Origin of the sequence: Chamaesiphon minutus PCC 6605 (assembly GCF_000317145.1) — a bacterium.
GTDB lineage: Bacteria > Cyanobacteriota > Cyanobacteriia > Cyanobacteriales > Chamaesiphonaceae > Chamaesiphon > Chamaesiphon minutus.
Genome location: NC_019697.1, coordinates 5,748,029 through 5,765,519, shown reverse-complemented (window position 1 = coordinate 5,765,519; position 17,491 = coordinate 5,748,029). Strand labels below are relative to the sequence as shown.

The following is a 17,491-nucleotide window of genomic DNA, read 5'->3' as shown; positions in this document are numbered from 1 at the left end:
CAAACGCTCTCCATCCACCCATCCTACAGTAGTACAGTCCACCCATCCACCCCTCCCCCCAAACTCCATTGACACACGATCCTACCCAAACAGTTCGGCAGTTGTTCAAAATGTCCTTGAGATCGCGGATTAAAGAAGATCCTTATTATCGGTTTAAATCGCGATTTGAGATTGATGTCGCCGCCGATTTGGGAGTGCAAATTGATGTCAATCAAGCTAGCGTAGATGATTGGCTCCGTTTGCCAGGGATTTCGATCCATCAAGCACGTCAATTAGTCACTTTGAGTAAGGCAGGAGTAGCGTTTTATTCGATTTCCGATCTAGCCGCTGCTCTGAATATGCCGATGTCTAGACTACAATGGTTAGCTTCAGTCCTGAGTTTTCAGTATTACGATCGCGCCACCGCTTTACCCTCTGTCAAACTCGATCGAGCCACTATCGACGAATTAGTCCAAATTCCTGAGATTACACCAGAATTAGCAACTGAAATCGTCACCCACCGCGATCGTGATGGCAAGTTTACAGATCTGGTGAATTTCCAACAACGGTTGGGATTATCTGGCGAAACGATCGGTAAATTAATGCACTATCTTCAATTTTAAGCAAATCAAAATAATTCTCCAATTTTAAACATTAGCACCGAAAACCTGTAGGGGCGGTGCCTTGTGCCCGCCCTGCATCGATAGCGAGAGTAATTAATTCACCGATCGTAAAGCTGTCAAAAGTCGATCGTTTTCGGAGAGCGTCCGCACGGCGACGCGAAAGAATCGATCTCCTAGTTCGGGAAAACTGATACAGTCGCGGATCAGGATTTGATGTTGTTCGAGCAGTTTAGTTTGCAGTTCGGTAACCGATCGATCCGATCTGACGAGGATAAAATTGGCAGCTCCAGGATAGGGGTGTAAACCTGCAATCTGCTTCAGTCCATCAAATAAGCCACTACGAGCCTCTGCCAGCCAATCCCAGGTCGAACGCTCGAACTCAGTATCTCCAAGTACAGCGATCGCGGCAGCAGCGGCCAGAGAGTTAACAGGCCAAGGATCGCGCCAATTTTTCCAACGACGCAATCTGTCGGGATGGCCGATGCAGTAGCCCAACCGCAATCCCGGCAAACTATAAAATTTGGTGAGCGATCGCAAGATGACTAGATTGGAATATTGGGCAACGAAGGGGATTAAACTTTGCTGCTCTGTTGGGGGTAGAAAGTCCATGAAGGACTCATCAACTAAGACTAGATCGAATTCTGACAAATAAGCCAAAATAGTCTCTTTCGACCAAATTTGCCCAGTAGGATTGTGGGGATTATTGACAATCAGACCTAAAGAATGTGGAATTTCGGTGGGGAGATGACGCAAAGCAAAGTCAAGATCGCCAATTTCGCCATCATCCATCATCATCGATCGCGGAATGATGCGAGTGCCAAAAGTTTGGAGCGATCGCCAATAGTCGCCAAAGGCTGGCGTCGGTAATAGTGTGGTATTGAGCTTAGAAAACTCCCAACCCGCCCAAGTTAATAGTTCTGCCGCGCCATTACCCGGTAATACCCACCGAGCAGGGATCTGATGATGAGCGGCGATCGCTTGACAAAGTTCGGGATAGTCGGGATTGGGATAGTTAGTAAGATTATCGATGTGCAGCTTAATAGCTGCGAGTGCCGTTGAGGGAGGGCCTAACGGACTGATACTCGCAGAGAAGTCTAAGATCAGAGAGGGGGGACAACCTGCTACTGTAGCTGCCCAGCTTGGGTTCCCCCCATGTTTTGGTCGATTCAAGGAATATTTCTGAGTATAAATCCAGCTAGATTAATCTATTCGTCAGCAGAAACTTTGTCTTTGAACAGTTTGCCAGCGGAGAATGCGGGCACTTTAGTTGCGGGAATTTCCATTTTCTCGCCAGTTCTAGGGTTGCGACCCTCGCGTTTTTGGCGGTTTCTAGGTTCAAAAGAACCAAAACCTACAAGTGTAACTTTGTCACCTTTGGACACAGCTTCCATGATTGCTTCCAATGCGGCTGACAATACTGTATCTGCTTGCTTCTTGGTCACGCTAGCTGTTTCAGCTACGCGATCGACTAATTCACCTTTATTCATGCGTAAATCTCCATTGATGAGGTTGTATGTGGACGAGTGCGGCACCGACCCAAATGGGGGTAACATTTACCGTTAGTGGAAATTGGATTCTCGGCTCAGAACCGGATTAACACAGCGTTAAGGTATTAACACTATCTTCCTCGCTGTTGAATCTTGCATGTGCTCTAACAACTTCAGGGCTGACTCCGAGAGACTGTAGTTCTGGGTCAGATTTGCCAAAAAGATGCTGAAACTCTCATGCAATATTATTTCCACTGCATTATTCTAATGTCTACAAGCCTAATCTGGATCGCTGAAAGCTTTAATTTATGTTGATTTTCATTATTTTGCGTATTATTTATGTAAAATTTGGCCAAAAAGAGGGGTCTGGCAGCTCAGAAATGCGGATGAGCGACTAATTGCTAGCACTCATCTCTACATTATCCGCTCTCCCAGACCCAAAACTTCAGACTATATATTTGAGAAATCGTGCCAGCTTTGTTTCCGCGATCGAGAAATTTGTCGCTAGTTTATCGACCCATCATCAATCTCGCATCAACTCCAGGCGTATAATTGACCTGACCTCTGTTGTCGTTGAGAATTTGAGGAGTCAGTAAGACAACTACCTCTTGGCGTTGATTGGTCTTACTAGTACTGCGGAACAGAGCACCTAGGATTGGAATATCGCCGAGGATGGGTACCTTAGAAACGCTAGAGCGATCGGACTCTTGAATGATCCCCGATAAGATCAGGGTCTGACCATCGCGCAGGCGAATTTCACCAGAGTTGAGCGTCCGAGACTGGAGCAAGCTAATATCGCCATCAGTAGTAGTGATAGTACTACCGATCGAAGATACAGTCGGCGATACACCCACAGAGACAAATCCATTATCGTCGATCCGATTGACCAAGATTTCTAGACTCAAACCAGCTTGCTTGATGATCGGCTCTCTGGTACTAGTGGTCGCACCCGTACCTGCAACGGTGTTAATCTTAAAGCCACCAAATACATCTTGAGTGAGGTTGACAGTAGATTTTTGACCTTCTTGAACTACCAAAGTCGGGTCGGTCAAGATTTTGCCGTTACCACTGATAATCTGAGCTTGGAGCGTCGAGAGGAATTTACTGGGAACTGCGTAGTTAGTAGGCAGTGCATAAGTATATACAGCAGGAGTACCAGCCGTAGTACCAATCTGGTTTCCTGCCGCATTGAGAACTGGTGTACCTGGAATAGCTGGGGTAAATGTAGTAACACCAGGTTGGAGAGGGTTACCAGGCGTACCAAAACCAGCACGAGGGATATTACCCAATCCATTCGCATCCCCACTAGTTTGACTGCTAAAGGGAGCATTAGGCTGAAAGTCCATGAAAGGTTGACTACCACCAGGTAAATTGAGCGCACCGATGGGAGTCCCATTGCTAATGTTGTTTACCTGACCATTAGTAGCAGGAGTGGAACCGCCATAGTTATATACTGCCGCACCTTTATCGACAGAGAGGAAACCATCTCCAACCTTAAACGACAAGCTATTGCTCATCGAGTTAAGATTTGAGAGATTGACGTCCACGATTTTGACGTTGAGGGCTACCTGACGACGGCGAGCATCCAATCTAGTTAAGAGGCTGGTTGCCATTTCGACCTTGCGGGGAGAACCGATCAGGGTAACTGCATTGAGCCGCTCGTCAGTACTGACAGCCAAACCTGTAAGTAAAAGTGGCCCGTTACCTTGGTTGGCTTTGAGTGCCAAAATTTGGGGCGTTCTAGTTTCTACAGTACGTGCGGAGGCACCTTCGCCGACGGTTTGAAGATCGACTTTAGTGAAAGCAATTTGGGTTTCGGCACCTTGAGTAGTCAGAAAGTTGGCAGCAGCCGCAGAACTGACTTGGTTCATCCGCAGCGTGCGGACGATAGTTTCGCGCACAGAATCAGGTAAGCGATTGCCAACGAAAATGGTGTTACCAATTCGGTTTGCTTCCAAGCCACTGAGTTGGAGCACGTAGTTAAAGGCATTTTGAACTGGCTCGTTGCGGAGGTTGAGCGAAATATTTGCCTCAGTTTTAGCTTTACCATCAGCACTGAGTACGCTATCAGCATAAGCTAGGTTCAGATTTGCCGATCGAGCCAAGGACTCTAAAACTTCCCGCGCGGGAGTATTTTTGAGTACCATATTGATCCGCGCATTGGATTCGAGATTGATTTGCGGGATGGTGGCATCCAAATTGGAGACACTAATGTCGCCGACTGGTGGTGCCACAGCACGCGGCATTGTGGGAGTTGCCAGCCCGACACCAGGAGTTGGGGGTGCCCCATCAATGGTAATTTTGGGATTGGGAACTAGCGGCTGCTGAGTGGGTTTGGTTTGAGCGATGAGATCGCTGCTAGGAGTAGATTTATCAACGCCCTCCGGCTGTTGGACTGCGGCATTGGCATTAGGTGCAGCTAGAGCTGCAACCGTGCTGCCCATGACAATACTAGTAATAATCTGTTTGCGTTTGCTCACTTTCATAATTCTCCTATTCCAGGAACTTGTTTACGGGGTATCGATTTTTAGTTATCAGTTATTTCGATAAATGAAGAAGAATGTAAGCCTGTCATTATCTGGAGATTCTATTAAATCTCGCTCTAACTGCTAACTATGAGGCACTACAGCTATTACTTTTTAGCTGGAGGTGGAGGTGGCGTTGCCGCAGCTTGTTCTGCTGGACTCAGAGGAATCAACGCTTGGATTTTAAACGACGTTTTAATCGTAGCTTCTGGCTGAGGAATCAATCTTCCTTGGGTGTCCACTACGATCTTCTGTGTTGTCTTATCAACATCCGCCTTAAAATCCTTAATCAGCAGTAATTGATCCAGTCTTTCGATCGTCCGCAAGATCGATTGGATTTGCTCGAAGTTGCCTGAAACTTCAATACCTACGACTTTGCGCTTGATTCTATTATTCAATGCAGCACCAAGAGAACTATCTTTAACAACAGTAGCACCGCTACTACCACTATCAGGCGGTGCTGCCTCTGGCATGAATTTTTGCAATTGTCCTTGGCGGATATTAACTAATTTATTTAAATCTAGGAGTAATGTATCCAGTTTTTTATCGTTAGCAAACAATCCAGTAACTACTTGCTTTTGGGCGTTTGCTCGATCGAGATTTTGTTCGGCAGCAGCAATTTTGGCAGTATTATCTTTGCGGAGCTGGATCTGCTCTTGAGTTTGAGCCAGCTTACTTTCTAGTTCTTGATTTTTAGCTAGTTGTGGTTGGAGGTAACTCGCATATATATATCCAGAAATACCTACGCCAATTGCTGCCAAACATAACCCACTCACGATCGGGCTAAATGTAATTCCAAAGACGGAAGGATATGCTGGCGCAGCGATAAAAGATGTATTACCTACTAAATCGCTCTCGATTAAATCGCTACTATATGTCATGGCTTAATTACCTGCTGTTGTTGAAGGCTTTTGAGTCGAGTTACCAAGCCAACAGCTCCTTTACGCTCTAGTTCGCGGATGAGATCTGCCGCTGGAATTCGTTTGATCGAAGTTTGGATTTTGTATTCAACTACTTTTGGTAGCTCCAACCGTTCCACTCGATCGAGTGCATTTTGTTCTGCTGGAGTAATCTCGTCTTTAGGCTTATCGATCTTTTGCTTAGTTAAACTCGCGATCGCAGAACTCAAATTAGCACTGGCGAGCTGCGTATCATCAGGGTTGAAGAAAGCTGATTGTTTGAGGGTAAGCACAAAGTTATTAACCTCATCAAAAGATTTGGCGGTACCGACAATTTCAATCTTGGTAGTTGGGATATCTGCTGGAAGAGTGGCTACAGGCGTGCCGGGAGTTGGTGTGGTTGCAGATGGGGCTGTGGCCACAGTTGCAGGGCTAGACGCCGGAGTAGGAGCAGCACCTGGCTTAGGGGTGGCTTCGGGGTTGGGTGGAGTAGAGATTTTGTTAATTAAACCACCGCTGGGTGCTGCAGGTGCTGCGGCTGTGGCTGTGGGTGCTGCAATTTTGCTCTCAGTTTGGCTGATAGTGGCAATCTGAACGCCTTGGGGGATACTTTCACGCAAGTCTTGCAGAATGGCAGACAAAGGCTGAACCTGATTGAAGACACTAGCTAATGATTGAGTTTCATCATTGACTTGAGCTATTTGGCCATTGAGTTCTTGCAAGCGTGCATCTTGAACTTTGAGACTGCCTAATTTGCGGTCTAATTCTTGCTGTTTGGCTTCGAGTTGAGTAGTCTGTTGGCCTAAAAGCAGCCAGCCGCCACCAGAGGCCATTAGTGTCAACGCTGCTACTCCTATACCTGCAAACAGTGGGAGTTTGCCATATTTGGCAGGTGCGACGTTCGTACCGCTAGTATAGTCTGTCTGTCGATCTGTCTGAACATCGGTGCGTTCGCGGAGTAAATTGATATCTAAACTGTACATATTGTTATACCTCGCGCATTCCTAATCCTAGAACTACTCCCAGTCCGGGTCTTTGACCGATCGGGATGTCCATTTCTGGTTCTAACCCCAATCCACCGATCGGATCGACTTGGGTGGTGGGAATACTCAATCGTTGTGTAAAGAAGAGATCGAGTTGTCCCAATCCTCCGCCAGGGCCAGCTAGCAGCAGTTGTTCGAGTTTGAGTTCTTGACCGTTGTGGCTCATATAAAACTCAATACTGCGACGGACTTCATCAGCTAATTCGGCCAAAATTCGCATCATCGCTGCCATACCAGGATTGATACTAGTCATGGCTTCACTATGATTATTTATGCTGCTGACGGGGATATCAGGAATGGTGATATCTTGAAGTGCTTCCGAATTTCTGCTCAGTGGCAGATTCATCGCACTGCTGAGGGCTTCTTGCAGTTGAAATGTGCCAATCGGTACGGTGCGATTGAATTGGGGAATGCCATTGACGACGATCGCGATTTCTGTACAATCGAACTCGATATCGATCAAAACTACGGCTTCTTGCGGTGCAAATTGGCGGAGTTGTTCTTTGATCGTGCGGAGTACGGCAAAGCTGCTAATCTCTAAAACTTTTACTGGCAATCCCGCATACTGAAATGTCTCGATATAACTATCGGTGACTTCTTTGCGAGTGGCTGCAAGCATTACTTGTACTTTATCCAGCCCGTCTTCATCTGTGACCAAATCGAGTTTTTGATAGTCGAGATCGACTTCTTCACGAGGATATGGTAAATATAATGCCGCCTCATGATTGAGAATTAGATCTCGCACTTCTCTATCGTTTAATTCGGCTGGTAATGGAATCAACCTAATCACAGCTTCCCGCATCGGTACGGATGTAGTGACATGGGTGGCCTTGATTTTGTTGTCAGCGAGGGTGGTGCGAATTAAGTCACCTAACTCTTGGGGGTTGACGATGCGCCCTTCCTCAAAAATTCCTTCGGGAACTTCAGCAGAACATAAATGTTTGAGGCTGAGATCGGCACCTTTTTTGTGGAGTTGGGCAATATTGATCCGTTCGGACCCAAGTTCGATTGCCACTCCATTACCTCGACGAGGAAATAGATTTTTTAATCGATTAAGCATATAAATTTGTTACTCATAGCCTGGAATATGCCACTAGGAAAAAGTAGCGAAGACGGGGGAGAATTTACTTTGAAGCAAAGGCTGGAACATTCCTAGAAGAGTGTTTTCGCGCTCCTCGATCGATATCGATCCGAATAATTTAAATATTTAGTTACTCTCCTACTTAAATTACCCGCAACTACCCATCACAATTAACATCGCGGATAGTTTTTTTTGAATTATCGCAATTTCCGATCGCGACAAATCTTCTCAGATCGAGGGCTAACCTTGACTGTGTCTTTCTTTCAAGCCCGATCGGGCTTGAAAGAAAGACGGGATTGACAGAAAGGCTATCGGGACTATCTGAGCTGTTAAGCATTTAATCTGCTGGCTCAGAAAAAGCAGAGTGCAAAGCCAATTATCAATTTAGAGATCTGAGAGCTTACCCATGAACCATTACTCATCTACCCATCCACTCATCCATAAGAAGTCTAGTGTTGTAGCAATAGCGACAAGCAGAGATAGGGGAACTCGATTATGATAGTTAATAGGGCATCAGTACCTAAATCCCTACAAAACAGCGCAGAAGCTATCGGACTAAATTAATTGGAGCTGAGGAATATTACTATGTCAGGATCGCAATCATCCACTGCTGTGGTTTCGCCATCTTTACTCGTCAGTCTAGCTGCTACCCCATGGTTGGTGACGATCGGCACCTTTCGCGCAACCAGTGCCGCCCTCGAACAATTAGGACTATTTAGTGAGGAAATATTTCGTGGCGATCGATTGCCAGTTCTACACGTTCCGGATGCGACGATTATCGAACCATTAGACTAATGTCCACAAACCGATTGAGTCGTCGCTCTCTAAGTGAGGTGCAATGGCAAAATTGGCTAGAGCCTCAATCCAGGTTGGATCGATTGGGATGGTTGAGCAGACGAACAGCTTTTGGTATAATCAGCCATGCACGTATCGAGTGCTTGACGAGCGAGTCGCGAGCGTGACTAAAAATTGCGGTCTAAGTCAAACTATATCGGTCATCAATTACACATCCAAAATTTTGTCAAGATTTAACATAGCCATGGCCACCGTTGGCTTTGCCTAACCTATGTAATCGCCGCTCGTTGAGGCTTAGACTTAATAAATAATATCTATCGAGTCCATTCATACCCAAAACTTCCGACCCGATCGCGCTCAATGGCGATCGGGCTAGTGCTTAGCGTGTTACGCAAGCATCTACCTAAGATCGACACGACCATCATTTGGCATTGGTGGGTCAGATCGACACATTGGGCAGTTTACCCCCCCACTTCAATACTGCGAGCAACTGTTATATGCAACCGCTAACCCACATGTTAGAACCAGAATTGATGGTTTCAACTCCATCCAATCTCTTACTAAATCATCGACTCAAGGTAATCGAAGACCTGTGGGAGCGCGTGCTGCGAGATGCTTGCGGGCAAGAATTAGTCAATCTGCTCAATCAGTTGCGGGAGATGTGTTCCTCCGATGGCAGTGCTGCCGAACCTTTACCACAAGCGGTACACGTCCTGATCGAAAAACTCGATCTCAAAGATGCCATTCGTGCTGCTAGAGCCTTCGCGCTTTATTTTCAATTAATTAATATTGTCGAGCAACACTACGAGCAGTGCGAACAAAAACTAGCTCTAAAGTTGTCGCTCCAGTATTCGGTGCCGATTCATGCGGCCCCACAAACCGATCGCGCGTCCGAACATGTTGCCCCTCTAGGTGCGGGTTTGCTCGAAAAAACTTGGCAGGCTTCTTCTGTAGAGCAGCAAAAAGATCGCGGTACCTTTGCGGCTTTATTTCCTTTGCTCAAAGCCGCCGGAGTGCCACCCCAACAGGTGCAGCGATTGTTCGATGAGTTGGATATCGGTTTAGTCTTTACCGCCCATCCGACCGAAATTGTGCGGCATACCATTCGCGATAAGCAACGACGGGTAGCGCAGATTTTGGAAAAACTCGATCGTGCGGAAGAGGATATGACACGGTTGGGAATTCAATCTTCTTGGGAAGTCGCCGAACTAGAAGGACAATTACTCGAAGAGATTTTATTATGGTGGCGGACGGATGAATTACACCAATTCAAGCCGACAGTTTTGGATGAAGTAGACTATACCCTCCATTACTTTGAAGAAGTATTATTCGATGCGATTCCGCAGTTGTCACAACGCTTGAATTTGGCTCTCAAGCAGTCTTTTCCCTATCTGACGCCGCCGAGCAATCGCTTTTGTCGGTTTGGTTCGTGGGTTGGCTCCGATCGCGATGGGAATCCGTCGGTTACTCCCAAAGTTACTTGGCAAACTGCGTGCTATCAGCGGGGAATCGTCCTTAAAAAATACATCAAATGTACGCGTGCATTAACCAATGCCCTGAGTCTATCCCTACATTGGAGCAACGTTTTACCTGAGTTATTAGAGTCCCTAGAACAGGACAAATCCCATTTTCCCGAAATCTATGAAGATTGGGCAATCCGCTATCGTCAAGAGCCGTATCGACTCAAATTAACTTATATTATCAAGCGGCTCTCGAACACGCTCGATCGATCTCGTCAAGTCTCGGACTGGGATAGTTTACAGTTTCCCAAGGCCGACCTCAACCCCAATACCTGCTATCACTCAGGTGCCGACTTTCTTAAGGAATTAAGGCTGATCCGCCAAAGTTTGCAGCAAACCGGGTTGACTTGTCAAGCCTTGGAGACATTAATTTGTCAGGTCGAAATCTACGGCTTTAATCTGGCCCAACTCGATATCCGTCAAGAAAGCGGTCGTCATGCTGACACGATCGCCGAAATTACCGAATACCTCCAAGTCTTTCCCAAGTCTTACCACGATCTCTCGGAAACCGAACGGGTTGAATGGTTAGTTGGCGAACTCAAAACTCGGCGTCCGTTAATTCCTGGCGAACTCCCATTTTCGCCCAAAGCTGTCGAGACGATCGAAACCTTCCGGATGTTACGCCGCCTCCATCAAGAATTTGGCCCCGAAATCTGCCAGACATATGTAATTAGTATGAACCGAGATGTCAGTGACATTCTCGAAGTAATGCTCCTGGGCAAAGAATCCGGCTTGTATGACCCCGCGACGGGGATTACCAGTCTCCAAGTGGTACCGCTATTTGAAACCGTCGAAGACCTTAAAAAAGCTCCGCTCGTCATGCAATCTCTATTTGAATTGCCCCTGTACCGTGCGGCTCTGACTGGCGGCTATCAGCCCACACCCGCAAATGCCATCCCTGGCTTGGTGCCACATCTCCAAGAGGTAATGCTGGGCTACTCCGATAGTAATAAGGATGCAGGCTTCCTCAGCAGTAACTGGGAAATTCACAAAGCCCAAAAAGCCCTCCAAGCAATCGCCGAAAAATTCAACGTCAAGCTGCGGATTTTTCACGGGCGCGGCGGCAGCGTCGGTCGCGGCGGCGGGCCATCTCACGAGGCGATTTTGGCTCAGCCAGGACAGAGTATCAACGGTCGAATCAAGATTACCGAACAAGGCGAAGTTTTGGCATCCAAATATTCTTTGCCAGAGCTAGCTTTATACAACTTAGAGCAAGTAGCTAGTGCGGTGATCAAAACCAGTCTGATGTCTGGCGGTGTCGATGATATCGAACCATGGAATGAGGTAATGGAAGATCTCGCAGATCGATCGCGCCGTCACTATCGCGCGCTCGTTTACGATCGACCAGAGCTGGTTAATTTCTTTCATCAGGTCACCCCGATCGATGAAATCAGCCATCTCCAAATTAGTTCGCGCCCAGCTCGGCGCGGCGGTAAACGCGATCTCGCAAGTCTCCGGGCGATTCCGTGGGTATTTAGCTGGACGCAAAGTCGTTTCCTGCTGCCTTCCTGGTATGGTGTCGGTACCGCACTAGAGGAATTTGTTGCCGAATGTCCCCAAGAAAACTTCGAGTTGCTCCAAGGCTTTTATCGTAAATGGCCATTTTTCCGGATGGCAATTTCCAAAGTAGAGATGACTATTTCTAAAGTCGATCTGCAAATCGCGCGCCACTACATGGAAGAACTCTCGCAACCAGAAGATCGCGAGCAATTTGAAATCCTATTCGAGCGGATCGCTCATGAATATCGACTCGTCAGCGATCTCGTACTGCGGATTTCCGGACACGAACGCTTTCTAGATGACAATCCCGAGCTGCAACGTTCTATTCAGCTACGGAATGGTAGCATCGTTCCGTTAGGATTTCTACAAGTCTCACTACTCAAACGTCTGCGCCAACACGGCGGTGCAGGGATGATTTATTCTCGCTACAGCAAGCGAGAACTCCTCGATGGGGCATTGCTAACCATCAACGGCATTGCCGCTGGAATGCGAAATACAGGCTAGAGCCTCGAATTTTAGTGCTGGCATTAAGGGTAGAGGTAATTCATGAATTACCTCTACCCTTAATGCCAGTCGTTTACCCTTATTTCTTTTCCCTATTCCCTATTCCCTATTCCCTATCCCCTAATTATGTGGTGTGTAACAATTAACTGTTCTGCTGAAGACTGGGCGAGTCATGGCACAGCCTTTAAAAATCTCATTGTCAAATATCCAGCTACTTTGCTCTCCTCTAAAAAAATGCATGGCGACGAACGTCGGATTATGCAATACCAAATCGAAGACGTCAGCGATGCTGAAGACTTGACTGAAGAATGCGGGACGATTGAGGGTTTTACAGCGATCTTTGAATCGCTTTAGATTAATTGATAATTGATAATTAGCTCTTTACTGTTACAGGATTGCAAAAAACTAGAGTAGGGGTAATTCATGAAGCGGTGCAGTGCGGTCGGGTTTCCAGCCCTACCATTGCATTAAGACAAGACAAGACATTACTCATACCCTAGTTTTTGAGAGCGCAATTTATACTCCAACTGCAATAATGCTAGCAATTAATTTAAACTGCTTGCTCTACTGTTGCTGCTACTTTTGGTAGTAAGAGCTGATATTTACTCAAAGCTTGACGAGTAGCCGCCACACTACAGGCTAGAGCGATCCGTTCTTGTTGAAGAATGCCGACGATCGTATCGGGATGAGTGCGATCGGTCACGGGTAATTGATGCAATCCTCTGGCATTCATCCGATCGATTGCGGTGGTAATCGGTTCGTCAATATCGGCAAACAGGAGATGTTTAGTGCAAATACTGCCGACATTATCGATCGCTAATCGACTCGATTGCGACGCTGCTTCGGCTTGCGAAATTGCCCGACTCAAATCGTGAAGTGTAATTATTCCGAGTAACTCGTCGCGATCGTCTACGACTAGAGCACTATGACAATTATTCTGAGTTAATTTTAACCCAGCAGCCAGAATATCTAAACGAGCGGATAAACGTAAATAGTGAGTATCCATTGCATCGCGGACGTGTAAATTTTGGAGAATATCCAAATCGCGATCGGGTTGCACGCTCAAGGCTAATTTATCCAATTTATCTGGCATTTTTGATTTGGGATTCATCCGTTCGATCGCCCAAATACTCAGACCCACGCAAGCCATTACAGGCAGGACAATTCTGTAGTCGCGAGTCAGCTCGAACATCAACAAAATCGACGTCAAAGGTGCTCTCGCACTACTAGCAAGTACGGCAGCCATGCCCACCATGGCATAAGCTGGTGGAGCTGCAATCAGTCCCGCCAAACTCGGAAACAGTAATACTAAAGATTTGCCATAAATTGCTCCCAAAGTTGCTCCCAAAAACATCGAGGGCGCAAATAATCCCCCTACTAAACCACTACCCAAACTAACCGCAGTCATCAACATTTTGATTACCAAAATCGAAACGAGCAAGACCATTGAAAATTCCACGTCCTGCAACATCGCTTCGATTGTTTCGTAGCCAATTCCAGTAACTTGTGGGAATTTTATAGCCACAATTCCAACGACCGCACCACCAATTACGGGCGTCAAACAGCGGGGAATTTTACCCAACCAGGACAAAGAACTAACATTCCCCTGAAAAGCTTCTCTAGCAAAATCGACAGTTTGAGTATAGGAAAAAGCCACCAGACTCGCTAATCCACCCAATAAGAGGTAGAGCGGTAGCTCGAATAAACTTTTGACCTCATATACTGGTAACGCAAATGCAGGTCGAGCACCCAAGCCGATCTGCGCGACAAGGGACGCAACTACCGCCGCTAATACGACTACACTCACGGCTGAAGTTGCAAACGTGGTGCCCAGCACAAGTTCCAGCGCAAAAAACACTCCCGCGATCGGGGCATTAAATCCGGCTGCAATTCCCGCTGCTGCCCCCGCACCTAGCAGTAACCGCTGCCGCTCTTGCGAAGCATGTAGCATCTGACCCAAAAACATCCCCATATTTGCGCCGATTTCGACGCTCGGCCCCTCTGGTCCCAAGGAAGCTCCGGTTCCCAATGAGACCGAAGCCGCCACCATCTTCACCAATCCCCGCCATGGCTTCACTTGGCGACCTTCTTGGGTCGCTGCAATCATGGAGTTCATGTTGGGGCCAAAATCTTGCCAATACCACCGCATGATCCCCACTATAATACCGCCCAGGATCGGTACCAAGGCAAATAGCCAATTTCCCTGAATGTGGAGTAATCCTTTGAGATTATCGACAACCAGTGCGTGAGAAGAACTATCGAATGAGTCGATCAGGTAATGAAATAAAACTACCCCCAATCCTGCTGTGCCGCCAATGAGGACGGATAGAAGCATTACTACTAGACCGGGAGAGCGATCGAGACGATTGAGTTTGATGGTCAGGCGCGAGAGTAAGGGTGCCATGGGGGGCACTGAAGATGGCGGAATTACGGTCATGGATAACGCCAGAAATATGAGAAAGTGATTAATTATTGTTAATTAAATTGTAATGTTTATTTGGATCGAGTGGGGATCGATTATGGAAGTTAGGCTTTAGGTTTTAGGTTTTAGGTTTTAGGCAGAGGATATAGGGCTGCGACGCCGCCTTGTTGAGAAGTACAGGACAATCGTATTCTTAACTATCCACCCATCTACCCATCTACCCTCGATCGACAGTACCTTCCATCGATGTCTGGATTTCTTGTGTTAGGTCGGTTGTGGCTTGTTTGGCTTGGCGGCGACCGCTTTTATACCGATCCCAATAATCTGAGAGCGGGATCGGATTGCAGATTGTGATTTGTACGCGTCGATCGCCGATAACTGGGCGATTACGGGGCTGTTCGCCTTTAATCTGAGCGACCAAATTCCACAGCAATAATGTAATTTCTGCAAATCGATCGATCGTCGGTCGATCTTTGACATACGAACCAGTTACTGCAATGAAATTTTCGACAATCCGCATGTGCCACATCCGTAAATCGGATTCTGTGGCAATCCGATCGGCTAATTTCCGACTGACGGGGGATAAAGTATTCGGTATGTTCAATTCTTCTCGATAAATCCAATCCCAGCCAGCTTGCTCGATCCGCCGACAGCGATCGATTTTAGTTCCTTGTGGTTCTAGATTGAAGTAGCTCTCGGATACTTGCAGGGCAAAATCTAATAGATTTTGCAGTCTTTGCGAGATCTCCGTTCGCGAAATTGCTTGTTCTAAAGGAGGGCGTTCGGGAATCTCATATTGATAAAATTGAGCGTAAAAATTCTCCATTTGGTAGAGCAAATGCTGGCTGAGTCGATAAAACCTGTCATATAGCAACTTGCGTAACGGTCGTCCATCACTTTGACGAATTGCCACAATCGTATCGTGACGAGAGACTGTCAAACCACATTCGCGCTCTAACTGATGGATCGTTTCTTCGAGCTTCTCCCACGGCTCATTTAGATAGTAGTATTGAATCCCGATCGGCACGACCAAAACATCTTCCTCTCTCCCCGCCGCTACTAAATCCTCTAACGCCCAAAATCCAATTTGGGCGGCTCCTGGCTCTAACGGACTAACAAGTTCGCTGTGTCCATTCGTGCCGCCTTCTGGCGCGATCGCTAGCGGCATTTGACTATTGACGAGTAAGTCTCTAGCCGTCATCATACCCAATCGATCGGCTTTACCGCGATGGATCGGAATTCCACCCAATCGCGGATACAACCAACCGACAATCTTGCCCGCCCACCGAGGGATGCCACGATCGTAAACAAAGTGAGCGAATACTGGCGATGTAAGTGCGATGCGGTGTCTTCTCGCCGCCGCAGGTAAAATGCTTGTCAATAGATACCCCAAGCAAAATGAGTCATCGGTGCTAGGATGCCGAAATGCCATCACCATGCGCAATCTGCCCATCTGTGACTGTTTATATACTTCCACCAATCGATCGATATCTGTAACATCGATATCGACAATGTGCAGTTTGTGTTTTAACCAATATGGCAATACCCAAGTGACTAATCGCAACACCACTAGATTCAACTTCGGCGGTATAAATGGTAGCGGTGGTTGAGCTTTGATGATTTGGGGCATGGTGAAATTACTCTCTGACCCAGTAGACGATACATCAAATTGTAAAATTAATCACCGTATAAATGACTGATTTAGTTAAGAGTTGGGAGTTGCGGCTCGCAAGGCGTCGGTTTCCCCGATCGTAGAAGCGAGACAGCGACGAATTAGGCACAAGAGTGGAGGAGCAGATAACTTCGTCAAGACAAGACAGGGAGAGGCGAGTTGGGAGAGTAGGGAGGTGAAATGTACCGGAAGACTTTAATCTACAATCCGCAATCTGCAATCTGCAATCTGCAATCTGCAATCCATCTACACCCTCATTCTCATGACTTTGGCTGCGGCGGACTCGCGGGCGACACGAATTAGAAGGGCTGACTGGATTACTGACGCTACCATCGAGCTACCCCCATAACTAAACATCGGTAGTGGTAATCCGGTTGTTGGTAACATCCCCGTTGCTACGCCGATATTAAACAACGATTGAATGACGATAAAACTGGTAGAGCCGACCGCAATTAGTTGATGCACGGGATGATGGCTGCGACTAGCAATTAACAAACCCAAAGTGCCATAACTCATCACCAGAATCGCTAATAACACGCTACCCACGAGTCCAAATTCCTCAGCAAACACCGAGAAGATAAAGTCAGTATCCTGAATCGGTAAATAGTCGAGCTTTTGCTGTGATAGCCCAAATCCATTGCCCCACAAGCCACCAGATCCGATCGCGAGTAGACTTTGTACTAATTGAAAGCCATTGCCCTGACGATCTGCCCACGGATCGATAAACGAGAGCATTCGCGCTCGTTGATAGGAGTGCATCATCAAGCTGATTCCCGCTACCATCGCCCCTCCAGCCGCCGTTCCGGCGAGATATCGCAGTGGTAAGCCTGCTGCAAACGCGATCGACCACAAACCCAAACCACACAGAGATGTAGTGCTAAGATTTGGTTGTCTTAAAATCGCGAATAAGACGAGAACAAATATCCCCAACCAGGTAGCTTTGACCTTCATCGGATGCTGCTCCCACTTCCCAAAAAGTTTCGCTCCTTGTAATACTAATAAGGGTTTAATTAGTTCTGATGGTTGAATCTGGATTGGGCCGAGCGCAATCCACCGAGTTGCCCCCATAGTGTTTTGACCCATTCCAGTCAAAACAGTCAACCACAGTAAAGCCAGAGTTATCAATAAAAACCAGGGAGCAATTTTGAGGATTCTGCGGAGTGGTGTATGAACGGTAGCATTAAAAATAACTAAGCTAATAATTATATAAAAGATTTGGCGATTGAAATAAAAAAAGCCATCTTTTTTTTCAATTTCCCCATGATAGTAGGAAGCTGAAAACAATACGAGAATACCGATCGCAATCCACAGAAAAGTTAACCACCGCATCAAGCGCGCTGTTAACGACCAGTCTTTTACTGTTGGGTCAAAAAATGGAATTAAAAGGCGCAAGTTCACGATATTGAGAAATAAGGGGTAGAATGTAGAATTTTAGTTATCC

13 protein-coding genes are annotated in these 17,491 nt (G+C 46.8%); 4 read left to right on the top strand and 9 right to left on the bottom strand.

The annotated features are described in order from the left end of the window. The first annotated feature begins 68 nt into the window (after nt 1-68). A complete protein-coding gene (locus CHA6605_RS26320; protein WP_041548467.1) occupies nt 69-602 on the top strand; it encodes a ComEA family DNA-binding protein in 534 nt (177 codons plus the stop codon). 93 nt (nt 603-695) lie between these two features. Here CHA6605_RS26320 and cobD read toward each other — a convergent pair whose 3' ends face one another. The 6 genes from cobD to pilM all read right to left on the bottom strand — a co-directional run bounded on the left by cobD (nt 696) and on the right by pilM (nt 7,616). Next, complete coding sequence (cobD, locus tag CHA6605_RS26315; RefSeq protein ID WP_015162419.1) at nt 696-1,772, bottom strand: threonine-phosphate decarboxylase CobD; 1,077 nt, start codon at nt 1,770-1,772, stop codon at nt 696-698. Between the two features lie 35 nt (nt 1,773-1,807). Next, nucleotides 1,808-2,089, bottom strand: a complete 282-nt coding sequence (locus tag CHA6605_RS26310; protein WP_015162418.1) for an HU family DNA-binding protein — start codon at nt 2,087-2,089, stop codon at nt 1,808-1,810. A gap of 509 nt (nt 2,090-2,598) precedes the next feature. Next, nucleotides 2,599-4,575, bottom strand: coding sequence for a secretin N-terminal domain-containing protein (locus CHA6605_RS26305; protein ID WP_015162417.1), 1,977 nt, complete (start codon nt 4,573-4,575; stop codon nt 2,599-2,601). 146 nt (nt 4,576-4,721) lie between these two features. Further along, nucleotides 4,722-5,495, bottom strand: coding sequence for a hypothetical protein (locus tag CHA6605_RS26300; protein WP_015162416.1), 774 nt, complete (start codon nt 5,493-5,495; stop codon nt 4,722-4,724). Continuing rightward, a complete protein-coding gene (locus CHA6605_RS26295; protein WP_015162415.1) occupies nt 5,492-6,496 on the bottom strand; it encodes a PilN domain-containing protein in 1,005 nt (334 codons plus the stop codon). Before CHA6605_RS26295 ends, CHA6605_RS26300 begins: the two co-directional genes overlap by 4 nt. Before the next feature lie 4 nt (nt 6,497-6,500). Further along, nucleotides 6,501-7,616: a type IV pilus assembly protein PilM gene (gene pilM / locus CHA6605_RS26290; RefSeq protein ID WP_015162414.1), complete on the bottom strand. Its 1,116-nt coding sequence runs from the start codon at nt 7,614-7,616 to the stop codon at nt 6,501-6,503. 606 nt (nt 7,617-8,222) lie between these two features. Between pilM and CHA6605_RS26285 the strand changes: the two genes are divergently transcribed. From CHA6605_RS26285 to CHA6605_RS26270, 3 genes are all read left to right on the top strand, one after another. After that, nucleotides 8,223-8,432: a hypothetical protein gene (locus tag CHA6605_RS26285; protein WP_015162413.1), complete on the top strand. Its 210-nt coding sequence runs from the start codon at nt 8,223-8,225 to the stop codon at nt 8,430-8,432. 497 nt (nt 8,433-8,929) lie between these two features. After that, nucleotides 8,930-11,956 carry a phosphoenolpyruvate carboxylase gene (gene ppc / locus CHA6605_RS26275; RefSeq protein ID WP_015162412.1) on the top strand — a complete coding sequence of 1,009 codons (3,027 nt, stop codon included), beginning with the start codon at nt 8,930-8,932 and terminating at the stop codon, nt 11,954-11,956. 126 nt (nt 11,957-12,082) lie between these two features. Then, entirely contained in the window at nt 12,083-12,310 is a 228-nt protein-coding gene (locus CHA6605_RS26270) for a hypothetical protein (protein WP_015162411.1), read from the top strand. A gap of 196 nt (nt 12,311-12,506) precedes the next feature. On the opposite strand, the gene CHA6605_RS26265 is transcribed toward CHA6605_RS26270, so the two are convergent. The 3 genes from CHA6605_RS26265 to CHA6605_RS26255 all read right to left on the bottom strand — a co-directional run bounded on the left by CHA6605_RS26265 (nt 12,507) and on the right by CHA6605_RS26255 (nt 17,448). Then, nucleotides 12,507-14,393, bottom strand: a complete 1,887-nt coding sequence (locus tag CHA6605_RS26265) for a chloride channel protein (protein ID WP_015162410.1) — start codon at nt 14,391-14,393, stop codon at nt 12,507-12,509. Nucleotides 14,394-14,595: 202 nt separating this feature from the next. Then, the gene (locus CHA6605_RS26260) at nt 14,596-16,008 is read right to left on the bottom strand and encodes a 1-acyl-sn-glycerol-3-phosphate acyltransferase (protein WP_015162409.1); all 1,413 of its coding nucleotides are present in this window, start codon (nt 16,006-16,008) and stop codon (nt 14,596-14,598) included. Nucleotides 16,009-16,296: 288 nt separating this feature from the next. Next, a complete protein-coding gene (locus CHA6605_RS26255; protein WP_015162408.1) occupies nt 16,297-17,448 on the bottom strand; it encodes an FtsW/RodA/SpoVE family cell cycle protein in 1,152 nt (383 codons plus the stop codon). Nucleotides 17,449-17,491 lie beyond the last annotated feature (43 nt).

Excerpts from the sequence above, each read along its gene's own strand:
- CHA6605_RS26265 (WP_015162410.1), bottom strand. The coding sequence starts at position 14,393 with ATGACCGTAATTCCGCCATCTTCAGTGCCCCCCATGGCACCCTTACTC.
- ppc (WP_015162412.1), top strand. The coding sequence starts at position 8,930 with ATGCAACCGCTAACCCACATGTTAGAACCAGAATTGATGGTTTCAACT.
- CHA6605_RS26270 (WP_015162411.1), top strand. The coding sequence starts at position 12,083 with ATGTGGTGTGTAACAATTAACTGTTCTGCTGAAGACTGGGCGAGTCAT.
- CHA6605_RS26260 (WP_015162409.1), bottom strand. The coding sequence starts at position 16,008 with ATGCCCCAAATCATCAAAGCTCAACCACCGCTACCATTTATACCGCCG.
- CHA6605_RS26305 (WP_015162417.1), bottom strand. The coding sequence starts at position 4,575 with ATGAAAGTGAGCAAACGCAAACAGATTATTACTAGTATTGTCATGGGC.
- CHA6605_RS26295 (WP_015162415.1), bottom strand. The coding sequence starts at position 6,496 with ATGTACAGTTTAGATATCAATTTACTCCGCGAACGCACCGATGTTCAG.
- CHA6605_RS26285 (WP_015162413.1), top strand. The coding sequence starts at position 8,223 with ATGTCAGGATCGCAATCATCCACTGCTGTGGTTTCGCCATCTTTACTC.
- pilM (WP_015162414.1), bottom strand. The coding sequence starts at position 7,616 with ATGCTTAATCGATTAAAAAATCTATTTCCTCGTCGAGGTAATGGAGTG.
- CHA6605_RS26300 (WP_015162416.1), bottom strand. The coding sequence starts at position 5,495 with ATGACATATAGTAGCGATTTAATCGAGAGCGATTTAGTAGGTAATACA.
- CHA6605_RS26310 (WP_015162418.1), bottom strand. The coding sequence starts at position 2,089 with ATGAATAAAGGTGAATTAGTCGATCGCGTAGCTGAAACAGCTAGCGTG.